The 20,669-nt window shown below is 66.1% G+C and carries 17 protein-coding genes; 2 read left to right on the top strand and 15 right to left on the bottom strand.

Annotated elements, in window-relative coordinates; all coding sequences use genetic code 11:
* Positions 1 to 25: 25 nt before the first annotated feature.
* On the top strand, positions 26 to 874 hold the full coding sequence (locus IPK71_15495) for a GrpB family protein (protein ID MBK8215143.1): 849 nt from the start codon (positions 26 to 28) through the stop codon (positions 872 to 874).
* A gap of 140 nt (positions 875 to 1,014) precedes the next feature.
* On the opposite strand, the gene IPK71_15490 is transcribed toward IPK71_15495, so the two are convergent.
* Positions 1,015 to 2,244: an MFS transporter gene (locus tag IPK71_15490; GenBank protein ID MBK8215142.1), complete on the bottom strand. Its 1,230-nt coding sequence runs from the start codon at positions 2,242 to 2,244 to the stop codon at positions 1,015 to 1,017.
* Between the two features lie 116 nt (positions 2,245 to 2,360).
* On the opposite strand from IPK71_15490, the gene IPK71_15485 reads away from it, so the two are divergent.
* Entirely contained in the window at positions 2,361 to 2,861 is a 501-nt protein-coding gene (locus IPK71_15485) for a GrpB family protein (protein MBK8215141.1), read from the top strand.
* Between the two features lie 31 nt (positions 2,862 to 2,892).
* On the opposite strand, the gene IPK71_15480 is transcribed toward IPK71_15485, so the two are convergent.
* From IPK71_15480 to IPK71_15415, 14 genes are all read right to left on the bottom strand, one after another.
* Complete coding sequence (locus tag IPK71_15480; GenBank protein ID MBK8215140.1) at positions 2,893 to 3,417, bottom strand: glycosyltransferase family 1 protein; 525 nt, start codon at positions 3,415 to 3,417, stop codon at positions 2,893 to 2,895.
* Between the two features lie 611 nt (positions 3,418 to 4,028).
* On the bottom strand, positions 4,029 to 5,318 hold the full coding sequence (locus tag IPK71_15475) for a TCR/Tet family MFS transporter (protein ID MBK8215139.1): 1,290 nt from the start codon (positions 5,316 to 5,318) through the stop codon (positions 4,029 to 4,031).
* 43 nt (positions 5,319 to 5,361) lie between these two features.
* Complete coding sequence (gene malQ, locus IPK71_15470) at positions 5,362 to 6,942, bottom strand: 4-alpha-glucanotransferase (protein ID MBK8215138.1); 1,581 nt, start codon at positions 6,940 to 6,942, stop codon at positions 5,362 to 5,364.
* A 14-nt stretch (positions 6,943 to 6,956) separates the two neighbouring features.
* Complete coding sequence (locus tag IPK71_15465) at positions 6,957 to 7,925, bottom strand: hypothetical protein (GenBank protein MBK8215137.1); 969 nt, start codon at positions 7,923 to 7,925, stop codon at positions 6,957 to 6,959.
* Between the two features lie 81 nt (positions 7,926 to 8,006).
* On the bottom strand, positions 8,007 to 9,173 hold the full coding sequence (locus IPK71_15460; protein ID MBK8215136.1) for a glycoside hydrolase family 1 protein: 1,167 nt from the start codon (positions 9,171 to 9,173) through the stop codon (positions 8,007 to 8,009).
* 96 nt (positions 9,174 to 9,269) lie between these two features.
* The gene (locus IPK71_15455) at positions 9,270 to 10,061 is read right to left on the bottom strand and encodes a class I SAM-dependent methyltransferase (protein MBK8215135.1); all 792 of its coding nucleotides are present in this window, start codon (positions 10,059 to 10,061) and stop codon (positions 9,270 to 9,272) included.
* On the bottom strand, positions 10,058 to 11,764 hold the full coding sequence (locus IPK71_15450) for a hypothetical protein (protein ID MBK8215134.1): 1,707 nt from the start codon (positions 11,762 to 11,764) through the stop codon (positions 10,058 to 10,060). Before IPK71_15450 ends, IPK71_15455 begins: the two co-directional genes overlap by 4 nt.
* An 8-nt stretch (positions 11,765 to 11,772) precedes the next feature.
* Positions 11,773 to 13,251, bottom strand: a complete 1,479-nt coding sequence (locus tag IPK71_15445) for a hypothetical protein (GenBank protein ID MBK8215133.1) — start codon at positions 13,249 to 13,251, stop codon at positions 11,773 to 11,775.
* A 77-nt stretch (positions 13,252 to 13,328) separates the two neighbouring features.
* Positions 13,329 to 14,564 (bottom strand): hypothetical protein, encoded by a 1,236-nt coding sequence (locus IPK71_15440; GenBank protein ID MBK8215132.1) that lies wholly within the window; start codon positions 14,562 to 14,564, stop codon positions 13,329 to 13,331.
* Between the two features lie 28 nt (positions 14,565 to 14,592).
* Positions 14,593 to 15,450, bottom strand: coding sequence for a PEGA domain-containing protein (locus IPK71_15435; protein ID MBK8215131.1), 858 nt, complete (start codon positions 15,448 to 15,450; stop codon positions 14,593 to 14,595).
* A 254-nt stretch (positions 15,451 to 15,704) separates the two neighbouring features.
* Positions 15,705 to 16,211: an acyl-CoA thioesterase gene (locus tag IPK71_15430; GenBank protein ID MBK8215130.1), complete on the bottom strand. Its 507-nt coding sequence runs from the start codon at positions 16,209 to 16,211 to the stop codon at positions 15,705 to 15,707.
* A complete protein-coding gene (locus IPK71_15425) occupies positions 16,208 to 16,966 on the bottom strand; it encodes an SDR family oxidoreductase (protein MBK8215129.1) in 759 nt (252 codons plus the stop codon). Before IPK71_15425 ends, IPK71_15430 begins: the two co-directional genes overlap by 4 nt.
* Before the next feature lie 26 nt (positions 16,967 to 16,992).
* Complete coding sequence (locus IPK71_15420) at positions 16,993 to 18,840, bottom strand: 3-deoxy-7-phosphoheptulonate synthase (protein MBK8215128.1); 1,848 nt, start codon at positions 18,838 to 18,840, stop codon at positions 16,993 to 16,995.
* A gap of 104 nt (positions 18,841 to 18,944) precedes the next feature.
* Positions 18,945 to 20,552, bottom strand: coding sequence for a serine/threonine protein kinase (locus IPK71_15415; protein ID MBK8215127.1), 1,608 nt, complete (start codon positions 20,550 to 20,552; stop codon positions 18,945 to 18,947).
* Between the last annotated feature and the right edge of the window lie 117 nt (positions 20,553 to 20,669).

Here is a 20,669-nt window from a genome sequence, read left to right as displayed (position 1 = left end):
GTAGCCACGCTCGCGAGGAGCGCACATGTCGCATCGCTACAAGCTCACGAGGACTTGGCACGGCATCGCAAAGGCCGTACACGAGGGATTTCGCGTACCATTCACGACGGAGCGGGAGCGCTCACTGCGCATCGTTGGGGCTTCGACCGCAGCGGCGCTGGTCATCACGAACCCCCTCGCGGCCTTCGCGGCGCTGGGCGCGGCAGCCTACGTCGCCTGGACGCGACGCGAGCTCATCTCCGCCATGATTCGGCTGAATCGCCTCCCTCACCCTGCGCTCGACCTCGAGCCGTGGTCGCCAAGTTGGCTGGAGGAGGTCGCTCGGGAGAGCGACCGCATCGGTGGCGTGCTCAACGCCATGCAGGGAATTCGCTCAAAAGTCATCCATTTCGGCTCGACATCCGTGCCGAAGATCCCTCTAGCCAAACCCATCCATGACATCGCAATCGTACTCGCCGAAGACCGACCGACCGACGACCTACGATTGGCACTGGAGCGCCTCGAATACTTCGTCGTCGGCCCGGCGCCTCACGCCCCCACCGGGGGCGACACGTGGGCGATTTGGCTTCCGGAGACTACCGTAGAACGAGAGAACCGCGGGGCAGGGTTCAGCCTTCATCTCGTCGGACCGCGGGGGCTCGCTCGACTCGAGTCCATGCTCACCCATGCGGCGTTCCTACGCGCCGAACCGCAGGAAGCCGCCGCCTACGCTGCGGCGAAGCTCGCGGCCGCGTCCGCTTCGCATGACGGTGCCGAGAACTACCGAGGCTACGTGGAAGCGAAGCACGCGTTCCTTCTCGGACAAAAGGAACGCGCCGCCGAGTGGGCGAAGCGGACGGGCTTCGAGCCGAAGGACGAATGGCGGGAGCGTTGAAGGGCGCCCACGCGCCCAGAGCGAGAAGGTCGCGGGCGGCGTCCCGAAGACGCCGAGGGAGGAATGCCTTCGGTCCGCCCCCTCGACCCCGCCAACGAGGGCACACCGCGCGCCTGGGGCACCTACCGCGCGCCTGAGGCTCAGCGAGCCGGCGCGAGCATCGAAACTACGGCAGCAAGCGAAGCGCAGACTGCGGCGACATAAAACGGCAAGCCCGGAACACCATGGGTTCCCCCCCACGACAGGCTCGACGTGAAAATCGTCGGAAACACGACCCCAGCGAGGCCACCCAAGCACACGAGGGCGCCGTGCAATCGCCCTTGTTCCGAGGGCCCCACCTCACGACTAGCACTACTCTGAAGCATCGAGCGAGCCAACCCCGAAACCGCGGCGACGGGGGCGATGCAGAGCGAGAGCCAGCCGAACGGCGCCCACCCGACGAACACCAAACTCCCCGCTGCGAGGACGAGTGCAAGGGAAAGGACGCTCCCCTCGCCGAAGCGCCTCGAAATGGGCTTCGCGAGCAGAGTCTGCGCTACGGCCCCCGTAAGGCTCGTACCTGCGAGCGCCATCCCGATCTCGAGCTCACGCCAACCATAGCGAGCACCAACGTACAAGGCATATGCGCTCTGGAAGACGTACTGAGAAGCAAAGTACGTCAGCCCCACGGCGGCGAGCCACCGAAGCCGAACCGTACGGCTCAGAACGCCGAGCGCCGCGATAGGATTGAGTCTACCCAGGGTCAACGAGGTCCGCTTGGTGGCCGGGAGCGATTCTGGTAACAGGAAGATCCCCCCCGCGGCAGTGAGCACGGTGACGGCGCCAGCGACCCAGAACGGAAGACGCAAATCGATCCGCCCCAAGATCCCTCCGACGACCGGCCCGACGATGAACCCGGTGCTGAACGTCGCCCCGAGCCACGCGTAGCGCTGTGGGCGATCCGGTCCGTCCGTGGTGTCGGCGACGTAGGCTGCAGCGATCGAGAAGGTGGACGCGGTGACCCCTGAGATCAGGCGACCGATCATCAGTGTGCCGAGAGACGAGGCCACCGCCATGAGGCCGTAGTCGAGCCCGAGCCCGAGACAGGAAATCAGCAACAGCGGCCGCCGCCCGTACCTGTCCGAGAGTGCGCCCAACATCGGTGCCGCAAGCAAGTGCGCAACCTGCCAAGATGCGACGAACACACCGTATACGCTGGCGCTGTCGCCCTTACCCCCGAGGACGACCACCAAGCGGGGCAGTACGGGCAGCGTGACCCCGAGCGATAGGACGTCGAGGAAGACGACCAGCAGAAGGAACCCGAAAGCCGTACGACCGGAGGGCCGCCCCCCCCTCTCACTCGGTTCGAGCTTAGCGAGGTCGTCGCCCATCGACTAGAATATACACGACACCCCGACCTGGTACAGCCCATCCACATCACAGCGAGGCAAACATGGCGCGACAGAGCCCCTTCGACAACCCCGGAGACCAATGGCCAAGGCTCGAGGTGCGCGTGCTCCCCTATGATCCCGGCTGGGCGGAACGTTTCCACCTCGAGGCCGATCAGTTGAGGCGTAGTCTCGGCGACGCCATCCACGCCGTCGAGCACTTCGGGAGCACGTCCGTTCCTGGTCTATCCGCGAAACCGATCGTAGACATCGTCGTCGAGCTTACCAGGCGGCTCGAGCCCTTCGACAGAGATGCGCTCCGGGACGCGGGCTACATCTACGAGCGCAACGTCGATGACCCGGACATAACGTTCCTCGCCAAAGGCGCGCACGAAGTACACCTCCAGCTCCTACCCCGCGCACATCCGAGCGTCCTCACGAAGCTCGCCGTGAGGGACTACTTACGCGCACACCCGGACGAAGCGCGGCTCTACGCCGACACGAAGGAGGCTATCGCCGCGGCGGCCAGCGGGGTTGCGAAGGACTACGCCCTCGGCAAGCGGGCGTTCGTCGATGCGCTCGAGGCGCGAGCTCTAGATTGGGTTCGACGGGGCTATTAGGGAACGCCCCCGATCCCGGCTGCCCCGAGTCTCATACGAGCGCCTCGACCTTCGGGATAATCTCCTCTATCGAGGGAAGCTGCTCAATGTCAGCCTTTGCTCGAATCGCGGCCGCACGATAGCTCCCACCACCGAGCACCGCCCGAACCGCCGACCGAATGGCGTCGACGGACCACTCGGGTCTCGGCACGGACACGGCAAAGCCAAGGTCCGACGCGCGGGCAGCATTCCGCGGTTGGTCGGCCTGGATGGGCACGACGACACCTGGAACGCCGCACGCGAGGCTCGCCATCACCGTCCCATAGCCCCCGTTGCTCACGACCACGGAGCATCGAGGAAGCAGATGCCCATGTTCCACGAGCTCGTGGACGTGGACGTTCGACGCGACAGGCCCGAGCTCGTCTGCAACATAGGGCCGTCCGACGGACACGACGACCTCGACGGGCTCATCACGGAGCGCGTCGAGGATGGTGCGGTAGAGGCCGGGGGTGCGGTTGGCCTCCGTAGTTCCCAGCGTTACGTGAACGACCGTGGCCTCATGGGCGATCTCTTTCAACCAGCCGGGGGCCGGCCCCGTGGCGGGTGGAGCCTCGGGGCGCACGTATGTCACGTTCGGAGGCACGAGCTCGTTCGGAGCGTTCCACCATGGCGGCTGAGCGGCGAAGGCTCCGTAACGAAAGGGAACGTCCTCGGCGCGCGTGGAGCCGATGCCGAGGTCTTCGCACGCCCCTCGAAGGCTCTCACTGACGGCGGGCTCACCGCGGAACCAGATGGGGCCAGCGGCGACGTGGGGTATCCCACTGAGCTCGCCGAACAGCGCCCCTCCGAGCTCGAGGTAGTCTCGGACTACCAAGTCAGGACGGAACGTGCCTCGTAGGGCGACTAGGTCCTTTGCCGTGCGCACGGCCGTCCTGCGATAGAAGAACGGGATCATCCACGGCATGCGCGCAGGTCCGGCCTCTGGCATGTCAGGAAAGGCGCGGGACGCCTCGGCCATCGTAAAGTCGTAGCCCGCCGGAATCGGTAGAAGCCCAAGGGACTCCACCAAAGGAGAGAGTCCGGGAGCACAGGCGACGCGGACGTCGTGTCCGCGCGCCATGAGCCCGCGCGCGAGTGTCGCGAGGGGGCGGAGATGCCCCATGCCCGGCTGGGTGGTGAAGAGGACGTTCATGACGGACCGACCTCGGCCGCGGCGGGCCCTTCCACCGCCGCGGCGCCAGCCGGGGGGATTGGGTGCTTGCGAAATGAGCGTTGAACGAGGGCGAAGGCGATCGCTACGAATACACTCCCTACGAAGAACGGAGCCCCCGGAAACTGAAGGGGTGCGCGAGGAGAGACGAAGAACGCGAACACCGACGTGGCGATCGCCGGCGCGATGACGGCGGTCAAGCTGCCGACGCTCGTGATCGCTCCTTGGACCGCCCCTTGCTCGTTCGCGGGGACGTGGCGGCTAACAAGGCCCGCCGTGGCAGGGCCTGCGAGCTCCGAGAGACCGGTGGCCACAAGAATGGCATAGAGCATCCATCCCGAGGTTGCGACACCGAAGAGCACGTACGCGAGAAACGAGAGCCCGTACCCGACCACGACAGCCTTCTGCTCTCCCCAACGAGGCATCAGCTTTCGAAGCGCAAAGCCTTGAACGAAAGCGATCACCAGGCCAGCGACGGCCAGTGAGATTCCGTTGTCCCTCATCGTCCAGCCGAACTTGTGGGTCGTGTACAGGACCCACGTCGCGTGATAGCCGTACTCGCCAAGTTGGCGGACGCAGAGCGCCGCCACCAACTCGAACACGGCGGGGTAGCGCCGTAGGGCAGGCAACGCCGCGAATGGGTTGGCGCTGGACCACACGAACGCCTTCCGGTTCTCGGGGGAGAGTGACTCCGGCAATACGAATGCCCCGAAGACCGCGTTGCCGGCCGTGACCGCGGCTGCGACGAAGAACGGTAGCCGCATACCGATCCCGGTCCGCTCCCCGAGGTCGCCGAGGAGCCCGCCGATCATGGGACCGACGACGAACCCGATTCCGAACATCATGCCCATGGTGCCGAAGCTCTGGGCCCGCTTCTCGGGTGGGGTCACGTCGGCGATGTAGGCGCCCACGGCTGGAGCACTCGCCCCTGTCAGACCCGAGAGCGCGCGACCAAGGAAAAGCAACCACAGCGTCGGCGCGAGCGCCATCAGGAGGTAGTCAACAGCCGAGCCCACCAGCGAAAAGAGTATCACCGGACGACGACCGACTCGGTCCGAGAGGGCGCCTAGACCTGGCGAAAAGGCGAAGAGCATCAGGGCGTAAACGGCCACGAACGCCCCATACAGTCGACTCGATCCCTCGACGGCGACGCCAAATGACGCCATCAACTTCGGGGCGATCGGGAGGACGATCCCCATCCCGAGCACGTCGAGGAAGAGGGTGACGAACACGAACCCTAGGGTGGCCTTTTTCGGTTCCTTGGACATGTGCGTCACCCTTCACCGTGGAGAACGGTGCACACGTGCGCGGTCAAAACGGATAGGCTTTCCACGGGTCGTCGACCGCAGGCGGCCCTGGAGGCGCAAATGGGGAGCCGACGCCGAGCTTCTCGAAGGCGCATCGTCCGCTACTCGAGGTAATCTCGGCCAGCATTCGCGCTGGGTCGGGTCCGACCATGCTCCACTCGAAACGCCAGCTCCAATTGGCGCCGCTCACCGTGCCGGCGACGTTCATGCGGTGCTCGCTGCCGAGCCCCAGCACGTCTTGAAAGGGAAAGATCACCGTTCTCGCAACCGACGCGGCGAGCGATCGAATCATGCACCAATGCACGTCGCTGCCGTCCGTCCCCAGGTAGGCTGCCATGAACCGGCGGTCCCGCCACGACGCCGAGTCCCACGCCCCCCGCGCCGTGTCATTGTCATGTGTGCCAGTGTAAGCCACACAGTCGGGTGCGAAGTTGTGGGGGAGATACTCGTTCCGCGCGTCTCCGCCGAATGCGTAGAGCAGCACCTTCATCCCAGGAATTCCGTACTGGCGACGCAGGGCGTGCACGTCCTCCGTGACGATGAACGCGAGGTCCTCGGCAATGATGGGCGCCCCGTCGACCGCGGCCGTGATCGCGTCTACGAACGCCCTCCCGGGTCCGCGCGCCCACCGCCCCTCCGACGCCATACGAGCATCCGCAGGAATTTCCCAGTATGCCGCCAGCCCCCGAAAGTGATCGATCCGGAATCGGTTACAGTAGCGGAGTGTGCGCCGTACGCGCCGAATCCACCAACCGAAGCCATCTTCGGCCATCTTGTCCCATCGATAGAGAGGCAGCCCCCACTTCTGCCCGTCCGGGGCGATCGGGTCGGGGGGGACTCCCGCCTCCCACGTGGGACGGCCGGCGTCGTCGAGCACGAAGAGCTCCGGCGCCACCCATAGGTCGACGCTGTTCCTGGCGACGAAGAGCGGGAGATCCCCGACGATCTCGATCCCGCGCTCCTCCGCGTAGGTCTTCAGGGCGAGGCACTGCCAGTCGAAGCACCACTGGACGAACCGCCAAAAACGCATCTCCTCGGAGTATTCGGCCCTCGCACGACCGAGGGCCTCGGCGCCTCGGGACGCGAGCCCTTGTGGCCACTCCCACCACGGTTTGCCAGCATGCGCGCCCTGGCACGACATGAACAGCGCATAGTCGTCGAGCCAGCTCGCGTTTTCCTTCGTCCATGCCAAGAACGCGCTTCGGTCCTCGCCGGTGGCACCCGCTTCGAATCCCGACCATGCCTCACGGAGCCTGGCCGTCCGCCACGCATCGACGACGGGAAACGCGATGCGGCCGGCCCCAAATCCAGGCTCACCCGTCGATCGAAGCCAGCCACGGTCGACGAGCGGCTCCAACGCGACGAGGAGCGGACTACCTCCGAAGGCCGTAAGCGCCATGTAGGGCGAGTATTGGGCTTGGAGCTCCCCGGAGTGCACGGTGGGTAGCCATTGCCAGAGCTTTTGGCCGGCCACGAGCAGCCAGTCCACGAAGTGATACGCAGACGGGCCCAAGTCACCCGACCCGTGCGGCCCCGGCAACGACGACGGGTGCAGCAAGATCCCCGACACGCGCTCCTCGAACATACGCACCTCGCCTGTCATCGCGCCGAAAAAACCTCTTCGACGAGGCTCCGTCCATCGACCACGCTCTCGACCGGGCGGAGCACGTCACGGAGCTCCTTCTTGAGTCGAGACCGCATCGTCGCAGCACCGAACGCCGGCAAAGTGTCACGCCACACCGTCGCGCGGGCGTGGTCGGCCCACTCTTTGGCGAGCTCACCGTGGTGCGACTGCGAGTCCGCGTGCCACGGCTTCCAGCGCTCGAGAAAGTGCACGAGGGCGGGATTCTCCGATGCGGCGCGCGCCTCGTCTTCCTCGATCAGACCGCCGAGCTCCGCCGGCGACGCCCCGGGACCGAACATGCGATAGTACGAATGAAGCTGGACGTGCCACCTTGCTTCGATCCTATCGATCTCGTTCTGAAAGGCGACGTTGAACGCGTCCATTTCGGGGAAGAGAAAGTCGGGAAACTTGTGCAGTATCTCGGCCGCCTCTCGCATTCGGCGGCGCAGGACCTTCAGGTTCAGGTCCATGACCCCGCAGTTGAAGTACGCGGTGCGTCTTCCGAAGCCGCGTTCGTAGAGGCCGCTGTACCCAAAGGGCGCGAGCGTCGCGAGGGCCATTCGCATCGGACAGTCGGAGCGGATCCCCTGATCCCACAATAGACCGATATCGTCTCGAACGAGGAGGTCGGCATCGAGAGAGAGCACCCTATCGATGTCCGGCAAGAGCTCGTGTAGCTCGAGGCGCCGCAGTATCACGCCGCTCCAGTAGGACGACAGGTGGCTCTCGTTCAGGTCCTTCGACGCGGTTCGTGGCGCGAGGATACGAACGTTCGGGCCACCCGACGCCACGAGCTTCTCTACGCTAGACGGGGTGATCCCGCCGTCCACCACGTGAAAACGGACCGCCCGGCGCGTCGTCGCAAGGATCGAGCGCATGGTCACCGAGGCTGGCAGTGCGTACGCGTCGTCGATGCAGAAGACGACCTCGACGTAGTCACTCATGTGCACATCCCCTCTAGTCTCTCCGAGCTTCGGAAGTCGTGCTCGACGTCGGCTCGGGCCAGGTCGGTTTTCATTCCCGGATCAGGATCGCCCGGCGAGGTATCGCGCGATGACTCCTATCCGACGGGCGCTCGGCTTGGGCGACCGTACCTGAGTCTCTCTATCGACGGCGATGGCGCCGAAGTCGAGCTTGTATCCGATGCGCCACTCGAAGGCGTCGAAGGCGCACCAGTGAAAGTACCCGCGGACGTCGACCCCGTCGCGAAGGCATCGGGCGATCGAACGCATCGCGTCGTCGACCATCCGGCGACGCCGATCGTCGCCAGGAAAGCAGCTCCCGTGTTCGGTCACGTAGCACGCCTTGCCCGAGACCGATGCCGCGTGACGCAGACATGCGTCGAGGGCCTGCGGGGCGTAGTCGCATCCCAAGAAGTCGACCTCCCCTTCCCACTTTCGGAAGCCTTCGGGCCCGACGAGACGACGTCCGTAGTTCTGCACGCCGACGAAGTCGTCCTCGCGGCACGCCTCGAGGAATACGTCCTCGCACTCACGGCGAATCTCTTCCACCTTCGATTCCCCGCCGTCGACGGCGACGTACTCGCTCATGTTCAGCGTCATCCCCACCGGGGCGGACGAGGCGGCGCGTACGGCACGTACGGCGAGGCGGTGGGCCTCGAGCTGGACATCTCGAGATTCTTGGGCGTGGCACATGGGGAAGGGCATTTCCAGGCCGTTCACCTTGTGAAAGCGTTCACCCTTTCGGTCGTAGAAGGCGCACATCGGCAAATTGGGCTCGTTCAAGGTGCAGTAGGCACCGACCTCGGTCCCGAGTTGGGGGACGACGTGCTCCACGAAGCGGCGAAAGGCCTCGGGTGCGCGAGAGGAGGTCCAGCCGCCTTCACGCCAGATCCATGCCGGCATGCTGAAGTGGCTCAACGTCACCATCGGGAAGATGCCGCTCTCCCGGCATGCCCGCACCACGTCGACGTAGTGCCGGATGGCAGCGGGGTCGAACTGTCCCTCCTTGGGCTCGACGCGGCTCCACTCGACCGAGAACCGATACGCCGTCATTCCGAGATCGCGAAATAGCCGGATATCGTCGCGGTATCTCAAAAAGTGTTCGACGGCCCTCCCGGAAGGCTCGACGCAGCCCGAGTCGGGGAGTGTCTCGAACTCCCACCAGTCGGAGTCGCGGTTGTCCCCTTCGACTTGATGGCCCGACGACGCGAGACCGACGACGAAACCCATGGGAAAGCCATCGAGGCTCTCCGATTCGACTTCTGACATTGCTTCCCCTCGGCTGCCCGCGGCAAACCCGCGGCGAGCCCACACCTTCGTTCGGCGTCAGCGTTTCACGATCTTCGTCAGCAAGACTTCGAGCCTGAGACTGCTCTCCTGAGGCTCGTAGTATCGCGCGATCACCGAGTCCACCTCGCGGCGGAAAGCGGCGAGCGCGGCGGGGTCGAGCCGACCTCGGAGCGCGGTTGCGTCGGCGCAGCTCGCCTCGAGGTGGTCGCGATGATGCTGTGGGCTCATGTAGGGAGCGCGGATCGTATAGGTGTCGAACGAGTACTCGCCAGCCTCTTCGCCAAGCGTGCTCATCACGTAGTCGGGCTTGCCCCAGTCCCAGGGGCGAGGCTCTTTGCCGGGCGCGTACCCAACGTACCTCGAGATCACGTCACTTATTTCGCTTACGCACGACTTCCAAAGATAGACCGAGAGGGCGACCGTACCGCCTGGCTTCGTGACCCTCAACATCTCGCGTGCCGCGAGCGCGGGGTCGGGCATGAAGACGTGCGCGAACTGGGACGTGCAGATATCGAAATGGGCGTCCGGGAAGGGTAACGTCTGGGCGTTCCCTTGTTGCCATCGCACGTCGACCTCGGCGAGGCTCGCGTTCGCCACGCCGCGATCGATGAGCGCCTGAACGAGCTCTATGCCGGTCACATCAGCGCCGAGGCGGGCCGCCGCGATCGCGACCGACCCCGTCCCCGCGCCGACGTCGAGCACCGACTTTCCGCGAGCCGACCCCGCGAAGTGGGCCAAGCGCGCCCCCGACGTGCAGGTGAACTGGTCGAAGCCGAACTTCGACCAGTCGCGATTCGAGGCTACCTCTTGGCCCGTCTGGCCCGTCATTTGCCGCAGGCCTCGACGTTTCCGACCGGCGTACCCTTCTCGGTGTAGAAGCCAGACGGCCCGAAGGCGATGACCTTACCATCCTTGACCCGGGGGCAGCTCATTTCTACGTCGTATGTGGTGAATCCCGTACGCGGATCCATGTCCATGTTGCCGGACAGGCCCTGGAGCTGAATTCCCGCCCCGCTGCCGAGCTGCGAGAAGGCCTTGGAGATGTCGTCCGTCCCCGTGTTCACCTGCGTGCCAGGCTGGACCAGGCTCGGGATGAGGCGCGCGATGCTGTCCCCCGAGAGCGGCTTGTTCCCGTTCGCGACGATCCCGTAGGCCGCGGCATACACCGCGTCGTACCACGACCACACGATCGAGCCCTCGACCTGCGGGCTCGTGCGGAGCTGGGGGAACGTGCTCCGAATCTTGATGATCCACTGTTGTGCGCGAGCGTCATCCGCGGGGAGCACGTGATTCTGGTAGGAGAACACGCGCTTTTGCAGCGGCTGGACGAGGTTCAAAATGCTGAACAGCGGCTCGAACGCGCCAAGCGTCCCGATCGTGTCGATATGGTACGGCAGGGGAACACCGCCGGGCCACCCGAGAGCGAGGGGGAAGAACGTGCGAGCGATCGCCAGCGGCGCGTACGAATGAAAGATGATGTGCGGCTTGAACCCGAACACGGCGCCGAGGGCCGCCGAGATCTTCGCCTCGGGCGCGGGGTTACCGATCGGGTCGATAAGGTCCCCGATGTTCACGCGGAGGTAGTTCCCGTCCGAGGAGTTCTGAGCGGCTGACTTTCCGTTGAAGTTGAGCTGACGCTCCATCAGGTCCGCCGCCGACTGCCCGTTGAGGTTGTCCTCGACGACCATGGCGACGCGGATCGGACCCGTGATGCCCTCGGCTCTCAGCTTCGGCTCGAGCTCCTTGGTGACCAGCGCCCCGGACGTGATCGCGGCCTGCTTCTCGGTCGGCGAGATCGACCAGACGAGAGGGGTATCGGGGCGCGGAATACCACCGAGGGACGAAACGATGCCCGTTGGGAGGATCGTGAGAATATTGGCGGGTACGAAAACCTGAGTAGCGACGGCCGCGGCGTTGGCCGGGTCGGCGGGGCCCACCACGATGGGGACACCCACGTCAGCCAGGTGTCTTGCCGCCGTGATGAGCGCCGGGAAGCCCCCGGCGTTGAACTCGCGGCACGACAGGATGACGAGCGGCCTCGAGTCGGTCGTTCCAGGGGCGGGAGCCAGACCTCGTGACTGCTTGGCGAAGTCGAGCTGGGCCTGAGACATCGAGAGCTCGAAGATGTCGCCGAGGGCGTCGGCGCCCGCAGGCGAGATCGCTCCGATGACGATCGCGTTGTCGTTGGCGATCTCACCGGGCTGAGCGAGCACCGTGGGGCACTCCGGCGTTACCAGCGGCGCACATTTGCGGTCGCGCTTGCGGCATATCGCCGGGGCGCCTCCGGCTGCGTCGATACACTCCTGGTTCGTCTTGCAGAGCCCCTGATCGGTGGGGGCCGGCACGCACGTGCGCGTCTTCGCGTCGCAGGTCGTTCCGGCGAACTCGGGGCCCTTCGAGAGGCACTCCGCCTCCGAAGTGCACTGTACCGCCGTCGTGTTGGTGGTCACGGAGCACGCGACGGCGAGCGGGATGATGGCGGCCGCGGCGACGGCGAGGATTCTGTGCATTCCCATGGTGTTCTTCGGCATGATTTTCCTCAGTTCTTGAGCCGCGGGTCAGCTGCGAGAATCTTCCGGATCTTCTCGTTCGCTTCGTCGTTGATTTTCGTGCCCTCGGCCGCGCACGCTCGCACGAGGTCCCCCGAGAGGCCGATCGCGACGAAGTCGCCGTAGGCACGCTTGCCGATGTAGCCGTAGGCGGTTCGCAGGGCGTTGACGCGGGCGGTGGCCGCGCCGAGCTGCGCTCCGTGCTTCTTGAACGCGGCGGCGAGCGCCGGGTCGGTCACGCCGTAGGCCTCTACCGTCTTCGACGGTGCGCACTTCAGCGCGAGCTCCGACTTGGCCTTGCACGCGACCTCGCACTCTCGCGATTGGCCGCACTTCAGCGTGCCCGTGCACGCTCCGTTCGCGGTCTTCCCCTCGCATGCGCCGACACACAACCCCTTACATTGCGGAGTCGCGGAGGCGCACGTGCCACGGCACGACGTCGTCGTACCAGTGCCGCCGGCCGACTCGCAGAGGCCGGCGCAGAGGCCGGCGCCTGCAGAGCAGTTGCCACCCTTGAACGGCGCAAGGTCGGGCGGACCGCCAGCCTTGAACGCGAGGCAGGGAGCTCCCTGGCACGTGCCGTCGGCCTGACTGCTGCACACCCCAGCGCAGACGCCCTTGCAGTTGCCATCCGCGTTGTTCGGAGGGCCACCGGCTCCGGGCGGCGGGCCACCTTCCGGCGCCCCGCCGTCTCCAGCGTCCGAGACCGCGGCGTCGGTGCCAGCGTCCGAGGCCGGGGCGACGTTGATCGGCGCCCCGTTGCACTGGCCCGTGCACGTTCCGCCGCACTTTCCGATGAAGAAGCCCCCGCAGGCCCCTTCGCACTGCCCGCTCCAAGCCGCGGCGGTGCACACGCCCGTGCACTGTCCATCGCACGTCGCCGGCGGACCGTTGATCGCGAAGGAGCCGACACACCGGCCCGTGCACGGGGCATCGTCGGCCGTGGTCACGCAGGTGCCCTTGCACGTCCCCTCACAGGAGCCCGCAACGGGCCCTTCGCACTTGCTGACGTCGCAGCCGGATACGCAGGACGACACACAGTCGTCGTAGGCGCGGGGCGTGGGCTGGCATATCGCGTCCGCGCGGAGCTCGGCCCACATGGGCGCGCCCGGAGGCGGAAGAGGAGAGCCCTTGTTGACCGAGGCGACGCGCGCGCCGATCGCCTGGCACGCCGAGGTCACGTCCTGCCCGGTCGCGAGGCCGAGCTCCGTGTCGAGCGCGTTGCAGGCCGCCGTCAGCTCCTTCTCGACCTCCGTCGCGACCGCGAGGAGCTGCTTCGAGGCGTCGAGGTACGCGCGCATGCTGCTCTGAGGATTCGCGGGGTCGGTCGACAGGGCGCCCATGTCGCAGGCCGAGATGACGCTCACCGCCTCGGATTCTCGCGGGTCCGAGAGGCAGCTCGCCAACACGAAGACGCTGCTTCCCACCCCGACCAAACCGACGGCGTAGACGAGTTTCTTTTTGGACATTCTCTTCCCTACGTTTCCTTGAGTTGGGCGAGGACCGCCTCCGCATTCGGGGGGAGGTCGCACGTTCGTCGATGGGGCTAGTCGAGCCCACACAGTGCGCGGGCCATGAGCTCCGAGCGCTTCGTGAGCTCATCGGGCCGACCGTTGGGGTCGTTCAAGAAGGGTGAGAGCTTTTCGGCGCCTTGCCGAAATGGGCTCACGTGGAATACAAGGTCGATACGGGCCTTCTCGGACGAGTGGCATCCGTTGCACGTGCCCGAGGCGAAAGCCGCGCGCGTAGGCTCGTCGACCCCCGGCAGGCGCCACGTGTATAGCAGCTGGTCCGCGACCGGGCCGAGCAGTGTCGCGGGGATCTCGTAGCGGCCGGAGCGGATCGCCTCCGCATTCGCCTGTACCCAACGGACCAGCGCGGGGGTCCCGTTCAGGGACTCGGCCGGAGTATTTCGAACCAGCTGCTGCCTCAGCTCCCCAGTGGGCGTCAGCCCGAACTCGCGCAACTGCCAAATCCAGTTGAGCGCGTTTTCGTTCGTTCGAACATGGTAGAGGGCACTCTGGTTCGGAGCGTCTTTTCGAGCACCACGATCGGTGAAGGCGCGGGTCACCATCTCCAGCTCTGCCTTGTACGGCTCGTCGAAGGCAGCGTGTTTGCCGAGCGAATGCCAAACGGTGGCCCACTCCTTCAGGCTGCGCTCTTCCGATAGGAAGTACTCGAAGATGACGGTCATGGGCATGGTGTGGGACGCCGGGTCGTCCGCCGGGCCGTCCGTAAGCGCGAACATGAGACGCCCCTCACCCCGAGGAACGATTGGATTCCCCGTGCGTTCGTCCATGCGGTTCGCGATCGCGATGAGCCGGAACGGGGCGAGCGACAGGTCGATCTTCCGGGTTTTGCATGTCCCGCAGGTGGCGTCACACTCGTTGCCCGGCGTTCGTTTGAGCCATGGGCAAACGACGCGCTCGTTCATCGAATCGGCCCGGCCTTCGTTGGGGCGATCGGCCGGGAAGCCGTTCATTTCCTTGACGTTGATCCACTCTCCGAGCCAACCGAGCGTGAACGCCGACAGGTCTCCTTGAGCCGGCGCGACCTGCTCAATCGTGTGACGAAATGACCAGGGTCCGTTCGTGGCGTTTCGCCCCCGCGGGTCGGCGACCACGGCCTCGTCGACGATGACAAGCTCCTTGAACCGGTCGATCTTGGTCTCGGAGAGGCAGACGTCGGCCGCAGGAGGCGCCGGATCGCTCGAGCACGCAGAAACGATCGCTCCTAGCGCCACGAGGGGCGCGAAGAAGGCAATCTTCCAGCGGCTCGACATCACGTTACCTCCTTGTCCATCCACCGAATCAGAACGTCCCGAGCGCGGCGAACGAGGCCGGGCCCGGGACCAACGTGAGCGAGGCCCCGGTCTTCCCCGACTCGCTCTCCGGCTTGCCCGTCGTGACGAGCTTGTACGTGAAGAAGAGAGACGCCCCCGCGGCGACGGCGGTGGTCACGAGCACGACGTCGGTCACAGCGGAAAGGGTCTGGGTCTTGTCGCGCGCGGCCGTAAGGTCTTCGGCGCTGACCCCGCTCCTCGCGAGCAGGTCGTTCTGATCCGAGCGCGCGCCCAAGGAGAGGCCACCCAAGATGCCCGTCGTGATCGCCGCCACGCCCGTCACGCTCCAACCGACGATGGTGGGAGTGATCCAAGGGTTCGACCGCCGCTCGACGACGGTGCCCTTGGGGAGCGGCTCGAGGGTCAGGTTGAGCTCGGGGTTGTCGGAGCTACCGACCGTAATGGTCTTCGTGGCGGGCAGAAACCCGGAGAGCTGCGCGCCGAAGCGCCTGAGGCCCGGGTTGATGGGGATCGGCCCGGCGAGCGGCGCCTTGCCGACGACCACACCGTCGATCGTGATCTCGGCCCCGGGGGAGGTCGAGATCCGGATGCGGCCGATACGCTTCTGGAGCTCGGCGATGTCATTCTTGACCTGCGTCTTGCGGTCCTCGGGCACCTCGGCGCCCCCCTCTTGGAGATACCGCTCGAACGCCGAGACCGCCGCGACGTAGTTGTTGAGCTGCTTGTAAGCCTGCCCGATGTTGAAGAGGATGCGGTAGCTCGGCGCGAGGGACATGGCGCGCTCGAACTCGATTCGGGACGCCTCGTAGTTCCCGTCTTCGTAGAGCTTGAGACCGAGGTCGTATCGGCGGCGAGCCTCGGCCATCTTGTCGGCGTTCTCTTGCCAGGAGGCACCACCCGACGCAGCCGGAGCGTCAGCGTGTGCGGCTGGCCCATAAGCCAGTACGACTACCGACAGCGCGATTGCCCATTTGCATCTTTGGACGGTCATGTCGAGAGTACAGCAGGCTCGCATTCCGTGGTCAAGAGAGTCGCTCGAAGTAGGCCAAGGTTGGTCGCAGCTTCTCCCACAAGCGTTTTCAGCCCGTTTGCTCGGATGAGCCAAGGTTGGTGCACACCCTAGCCAACGGAGACGGAAGCGGGACGTTCGGGCACGACGGCCAGGGCGGCTGCGACCTCGGGCGGCAGCGGTCTGCGTCGGGGCCTTCCGTCGCCGACGGAGATCGCGACGTGGCGGGTCTCCCCGAGCGCAGCGACGACGGGGCCTCCTGCGTCCATGCGAACGACCCGGTAGCACAAAGAGAACCCGTGCTCTTCGATCGCCTTCGCCACGATGGCGACCTCGATCGCGTCGCCGAAGCGGAGAGGCGCCATGTAGTCGGCCTCGGCATGCCGGATGGGCAGCCCCCACTCCCCTTTCGCGAGCAATTCCGGGAGCCCCAGGCGCCTCTCGTCCAAGAACGCGACGTAGGCGTCGTGGAAGTACTCGAGAACCCGAGGGAAGAAGACGACCTTCGCGGCGTCGACATCCTGGAACCGCACTCGCGTCGGGTAGACGAACGCGGCGGCGAACGTCGTTTGCCAATTCTCGAGGTTCGCCGCGCGGCCCGGGCTGTCGGCGCTCATGCCCGCAGCGACGCTCCGCCGTCGACGACGATCTCGGTCATGGTCACGTGCCGCGACGCATCGGAGGCCAGGAAGAGAACGGCCTCGGCGACGTCCTCGGGCTGCGCCACACGACCGAGGGGAATCGGCGGCCGAAAGCGGCCAAGATCCCCCGCGATGTGCCCCTCCGCCGACCCGATGCCGCGCTCCCAAACGGCCCTTGCCATGGGTGTCTCGGTGACGCCCGGCATGACGAGGTTGCAGCGGATCCCAAACGGCGCAAGCTCGAGCCCGGCAGCCTTCGTGACGTAGGAGAGCGCCGCCTTCGACGAGCCATAGGCCGCCTGGGCGAGGCGCACGACCATGGCGCTCTGGGAGGCCACGACGACGATCGAACCGCGGCGCGCGGCAGCCCGCATGGTCTTCGCAGCCTCCCGCACCACCCGAGCCCCTCCTATGGCGTTCACTGCGTAGAGCTTGTTGTAGAGAGCGTCGTCCGTCTCCAGAAAGCTTCGCGCCTCGAAGGCCCCAGCGACGAAGACGACCACATCGGGGACACCCGCACGATCCACGACCTTGCCGAATGTCGCCTCCACGCTCTCGGCGGAGGTAACGTCGACGTCGAGATGCTCGATGCCCGGCTGACCCGACGCCGGCGGCAGGTCCGCGCAGAAGACGCGCGCCCCTTCCGCCGCGAGCATCGAACAGATGGCGACTCCCATCCCCCCGCGACCACCGATCACGAGCGCGATCTTGTCCTCGAACCGATTGGACATCGTTTCCTCGTTTGGGGCAGCGACGCTCACAGCGCCGGGGGGATCGTGGAAGAGCGCCGCACGGACGACGAGCCGATGCGCTCGGCGATCGAAAAGGCCATTTGGATCGCCTGCCGATAGTTCAGCCTCGGATCGCACGTGGTCAGGTACCGAAGGTCGAGGTCGGTCTCGAGGGTGCCGGCGCCCACGCACTCGGTCACGTCGTCCCCCGTGAGCTCGAAGTGAACGCCGCCGAAGACCGAGCCGTACGCGTCGTGCACGTCGAGCGACTCGTCGAGCTCCTTCAAGATATCGTCGAAGTTCCTCGTCTTGATGCCGGTGCGCGTGACGAAGCCGTTCCCGTGCATGGGGTCGCTCATCCACAGCACGGTCCGGCGTGCGCGACGAATGGCCTCGATGATCGCCGGGAGCTTCTGGGCCACGACCCCCGCGCCCATCCGCACGATAAGCACGATTTTCCCGGGTTCGTCCGACGGGTTCAGCGCCTCGACCAGCTCGACGACCTCCCCGGGGTCGGCCTTCGGTCCAATCTTGATGCCCACCGGGTTCGCGATGCCGCGAAAGAACTCGACGTGCGCGCCGGCCAGGTCCCGCGTGCGCTCGCCGATCCACGGCAGGTGGGTAGTAAGGCAGTAGTGGCCCTCTTTTCTCGGCACTTTGCGGGTCTGCGACGACTCGTAGATGAGGTTCAACCCCTCGTGGCTCGCGAAAAACTCGACGTTCGACATGTCGTCGTTCGAGCCTTGCCCGAGGACCCGGGCGAAGCTGAGGCCCTCGGCCACACGCTTCGCCATGCGCGAGTAGTCCTCACGGAGATCGTTCGGGAGCGCGGCCCGCTCGAACATCGCGAAATCGAAGTACTCGGGGCGCCGCAGCGTCGAGAAGCCCCCGGCGCACAACGCGCGAACGAAGTTGAGCGTCAGAGACGCATGATTGTATCCTGCAAGCAATAGCTGCGGGTCGTGCCTCCGCGCTTCGGGGGTGAACTCGGGCCGGTTCACGAGGTCGCCGAGGTAGCTCGGCAGCTCCACTCCTCCACGCACCTCGGTCGGCTTCGACCTCGGTTTCGCGTACTGGCCTGCGAAGCGGCCGATACGGACGATGGGCTTGCGTGCCGCGTGCATGAGCACGAGCGACATCTGAAGCAGGATCTTCAGCTTGTTCGTGATCGAGCCCGGCTCGCACTCGTCGAACGTCTCGGCGCAGTCGCCCCCTTGAAGGACGAAACGCTCGCCGCGCTGGGCCTCGGCGAGCTGCGCCTTCAGCTTCTCGACCTCCCACGACGTCACGAGCGGGGGCAGGCGCTTCAGGCGCGCGACGACCTTCGCCACTTCGGCCGCGTCTTCGTAGCGGGGCTGCTGAGCCGCGTACTTTCGGGTCCATGAGTCGAGGGTCCACGCCGTGGTGCGGCGCGACAAGGGTGCCGACGCGACCTCCGACGAGTGGGCCACCCCGCGCCCGTCATCGAAGCGGAACACCGTGCCGCCGATCCGAATGCGGTCGTCGTGGAGGAGCCTGTAGGGCCCGTCGATCTTTCGGCCGTTCAGGTAGGTGCCGTTCGAGCTCCCGATGTCCTCGAGCTGGAACTCCCCGCCGTCGAGCGGCATGATGCGAGCGTGCCTGCGTGAAGCGCCACCGTCGTCGAGCGCGATATCGCACGAGCTCGCGCGGCCGATGACGAGCCCGGCCTCCGAGATGAAGTGGTTCGTCCCCGCCTCGCCGAAACCCGAGACGAGCACCAAAAAGGCACGGCCTGCCTCGGAGGTCGGCGCCTCCGACAGGAGCCCCACGCTCGTCTGCGCGGAGGTCGTCTCGAATTGCCCCTCGTCATCGTTGAGGCTCGGCAATCGGACGGGTTTTCGGGGATTCACCATGGTACTTCGGCCCCTTCACGTCGGTTTGGATGGGCCCTCCCCCCGGTGGGGCCCCGCGAGCTCGGCGCGCGTCGGGCGACGCGCCGGAAAAACGACCCACAGCCTCAGTGGCCCCCTTTTTTCCCCGCGTCCTCGACCCGCCCGAGGGCGAACCGGATCGACACGTCCCCGTCGAAACGTGCAACTTGGCTCTTCGTCTCGTAGCCCCGGGCGAGGGCCTTCACCTTGTGGTCCTTCCCATCCTTGGGCAGCTTTGCCGAGTAGGGGTTCTCGAGCACGGGCCCGTCGTCGATGGTGAACTGTGTCTCGTTCGGCGTGGCTCGAATGGTCACGGTCACCTCGGCAGGCGGAGAGGCCGTGATCGACGGCGCCGAAGAGGGCAACTCGGGCGGCGCGGCAGCCTTCGGAGCCTCGCGCGTCGCCGCGAAGGCCGCGGCGCCGATGACGGCGAGAGCTCCCGCCGCGACGGCCGCATACCCCACCGCGCGCGAGCTCCGAGGCCTTGTCGGGGCGCCGCTCCGAGGCTCCTCGGGCGCAGACTTCTTCCCGAGGAGATCCGCCCCGGAGATCTCGAACTCGACCGGGGCCGGCCCCTTCGGAGTCGACGCCCGCGCGTCGGACGGCGCGGTGGACGAAGCGACGACGGGCGCGGTGGACGACGCAGCAGCGGACGACGTCGACGGCACCGGGATCGTCGTCGGGAGGTTCTCGTCGGGGATGGCGACCACCTTGGTGCCGCTCTTCGCCGCCTTGAGGTCGGCCAACTGGGATTCGATGACTTGACGACTGAGCGCGCGGCGGTCCTCGAAGAGCTCGCTCACGAACTTCCCGAGCTGACGATGGCTCGGTCGCTGGAGGTGGTCGTCGATGTACGCCTCGAGGTCGGCCTGGAGCGCCGCCGCGGACGCGTAGCGCGCGTCGGGGAGGCCTGCGAGTGCCTTCTGAACGATCGCGTCGAGCTCGGGGGCCACGGCCGGGTTCTTGGCCCGAGGGGAGACGGGGTGTTTGCTGCGGTAGATCGACCGAACGATCTCCGAGTCGGTCAGGCCCTTCCACATGCGCTCGCCGACACACGCCTCGTAGAGCATCACCCCGACGGCGAACACGTCCGCGCGGCGATCCACGACCTCGCCCCGCGCCTGCTCGGGCGACATGTAGGCGACCTTGCCCTTGATGACGCCGTGTTTGGTCTCCGACCCCCGGCCTTCGGCCTTCGCGATCCCGAAGTCGACGACCTTCACCTGCCCGTCGTACGTCACGAAAATGTTGTGCGGCGTGACATCGCGATGCACGACGTTGAGCGGGCTCCCGTCGTAGTCGAGCAGCTCGTGGGCGTGGTGAATCCCCGCGAGCACGTCGGTCAAGACGAGGAGGTGCATCGGCAGCGTGAACTTGTCGCGGGCGCGGTGGAGCACGCGATGAAGCGGCTGCCCGTCGAGGTACTCCATCGCCAGGTAGAGCTCGTCGTCGCTTCGGTCGACCTCGTACGTCTGGACGACGTTCGGGTGGTTCAGGCGCGCCGCGAGGCGGGCCTCGTCCATGAACATGGAGACGAAGTCGGGGTCGGTCGCCAGATGCTCGCGCAGCTTTTTGAGCACGACGAGCTTGCTGAAGTCGAGGCCGGACGCCCCTTGTGTGACCGCTAGAAATACGTTGGCCATCCCCCCTTGGCCCAGCTCCGCGATGAGTCGGTACTTGCCTGAGTTGCTCAACGAGTGACCTCCACGCCTCGGTTCAAGGTACGCGATTTCGCGAGGAGGCGGCACGAAAGCTACGAAAATCGCAGCAAGACCACACGGGTACACATCCCCCTCTTGCCGAGAGGGACA

The sequence above is a fragment of the Myxococcales bacterium genome, from assembly GCA_016712525.1.
GTDB lineage: Bacteria > Myxococcota_A > Polyangia > Polyangiales > Polyangiaceae > JAAFHV01.
This window is presented reverse-complemented; position numbering and strand designations above follow the sequence as displayed.

Bases quoted from the DNA above. Each gene is read 5' to 3' on its own strand.
- IPK71_15495 (MBK8215143.1), top strand. From the start codon at position 26: ATGTCGCATCGCTACAAGCTCACGAGGACTTGGCACGGCATCGCAAAG.
- IPK71_15490 (MBK8215142.1), bottom strand. From the start codon at position 2,244: ATGGGCGACGACCTCGCTAAGCTCGAACCGAGTGAGAGGGGGGGGCGG.
- IPK71_15475 (MBK8215139.1), bottom strand. From the start codon at position 5,318: ATGTCCAAGGAACCGAAAAAGGCCACCCTAGGGTTCGTGTTCGTCACC.
- malQ (MBK8215138.1), bottom strand. From the start codon at position 6,942: ATGTTCGAGGAGCGCGTGTCGGGGATCTTGCTGCACCCGTCGTCGTTG.
- IPK71_15465 (MBK8215137.1), bottom strand. From the start codon at position 7,925: ATGAGTGACTACGTCGAGGTCGTCTTCTGCATCGACGACGCGTACGCA.
- IPK71_15460 (MBK8215136.1), bottom strand. From the start codon at position 9,173: ATGGGTTTCGTCGTCGGTCTCGCGTCGTCGGGCCATCAAGTCGAAGGG.
- IPK71_15455 (MBK8215135.1), bottom strand. From the start codon at position 10,061: ATGACGGGCCAGACGGGCCAAGAGGTAGCCTCGAATCGCGACTGGTCG.
- IPK71_15450 (MBK8215134.1), bottom strand. From the start codon at position 11,764: ATGCCGAAGAACACCATGGGAATGCACAGAATCCTCGCCGTCGCCGCG.
- IPK71_15445 (MBK8215133.1), bottom strand. From the start codon at position 13,251: ATGTCCAAAAAGAAACTCGTCTACGCCGTCGGTTTGGTCGGGGTGGGA.
- IPK71_15440 (MBK8215132.1), bottom strand. From the start codon at position 14,564: ATGTCGAGCCGCTGGAAGATTGCCTTCTTCGCGCCCCTCGTGGCGCTA.
- IPK71_15435 (MBK8215131.1), bottom strand. From the start codon at position 15,450: ATGGCCGAGGCTCGCCGCCGATACGACCTCGGTCTCAAGCTCTACGAA.
- IPK71_15430 (MBK8215130.1), bottom strand. From the start codon at position 16,211: ATGAGCGCCGACAGCCCGGGCCGCGCGGCGAACCTCGAGAATTGGCAA.
- IPK71_15425 (MBK8215129.1), bottom strand. From the start codon at position 16,966: ATGTCCAATCGGTTCGAGGACAAGATCGCGCTCGTGATCGGTGGTCGC.
- IPK71_15420 (MBK8215128.1), bottom strand. From the start codon at position 18,840: ATGGTGAATCCCCGAAAACCCGTCCGATTGCCGAGCCTCAACGATGAC.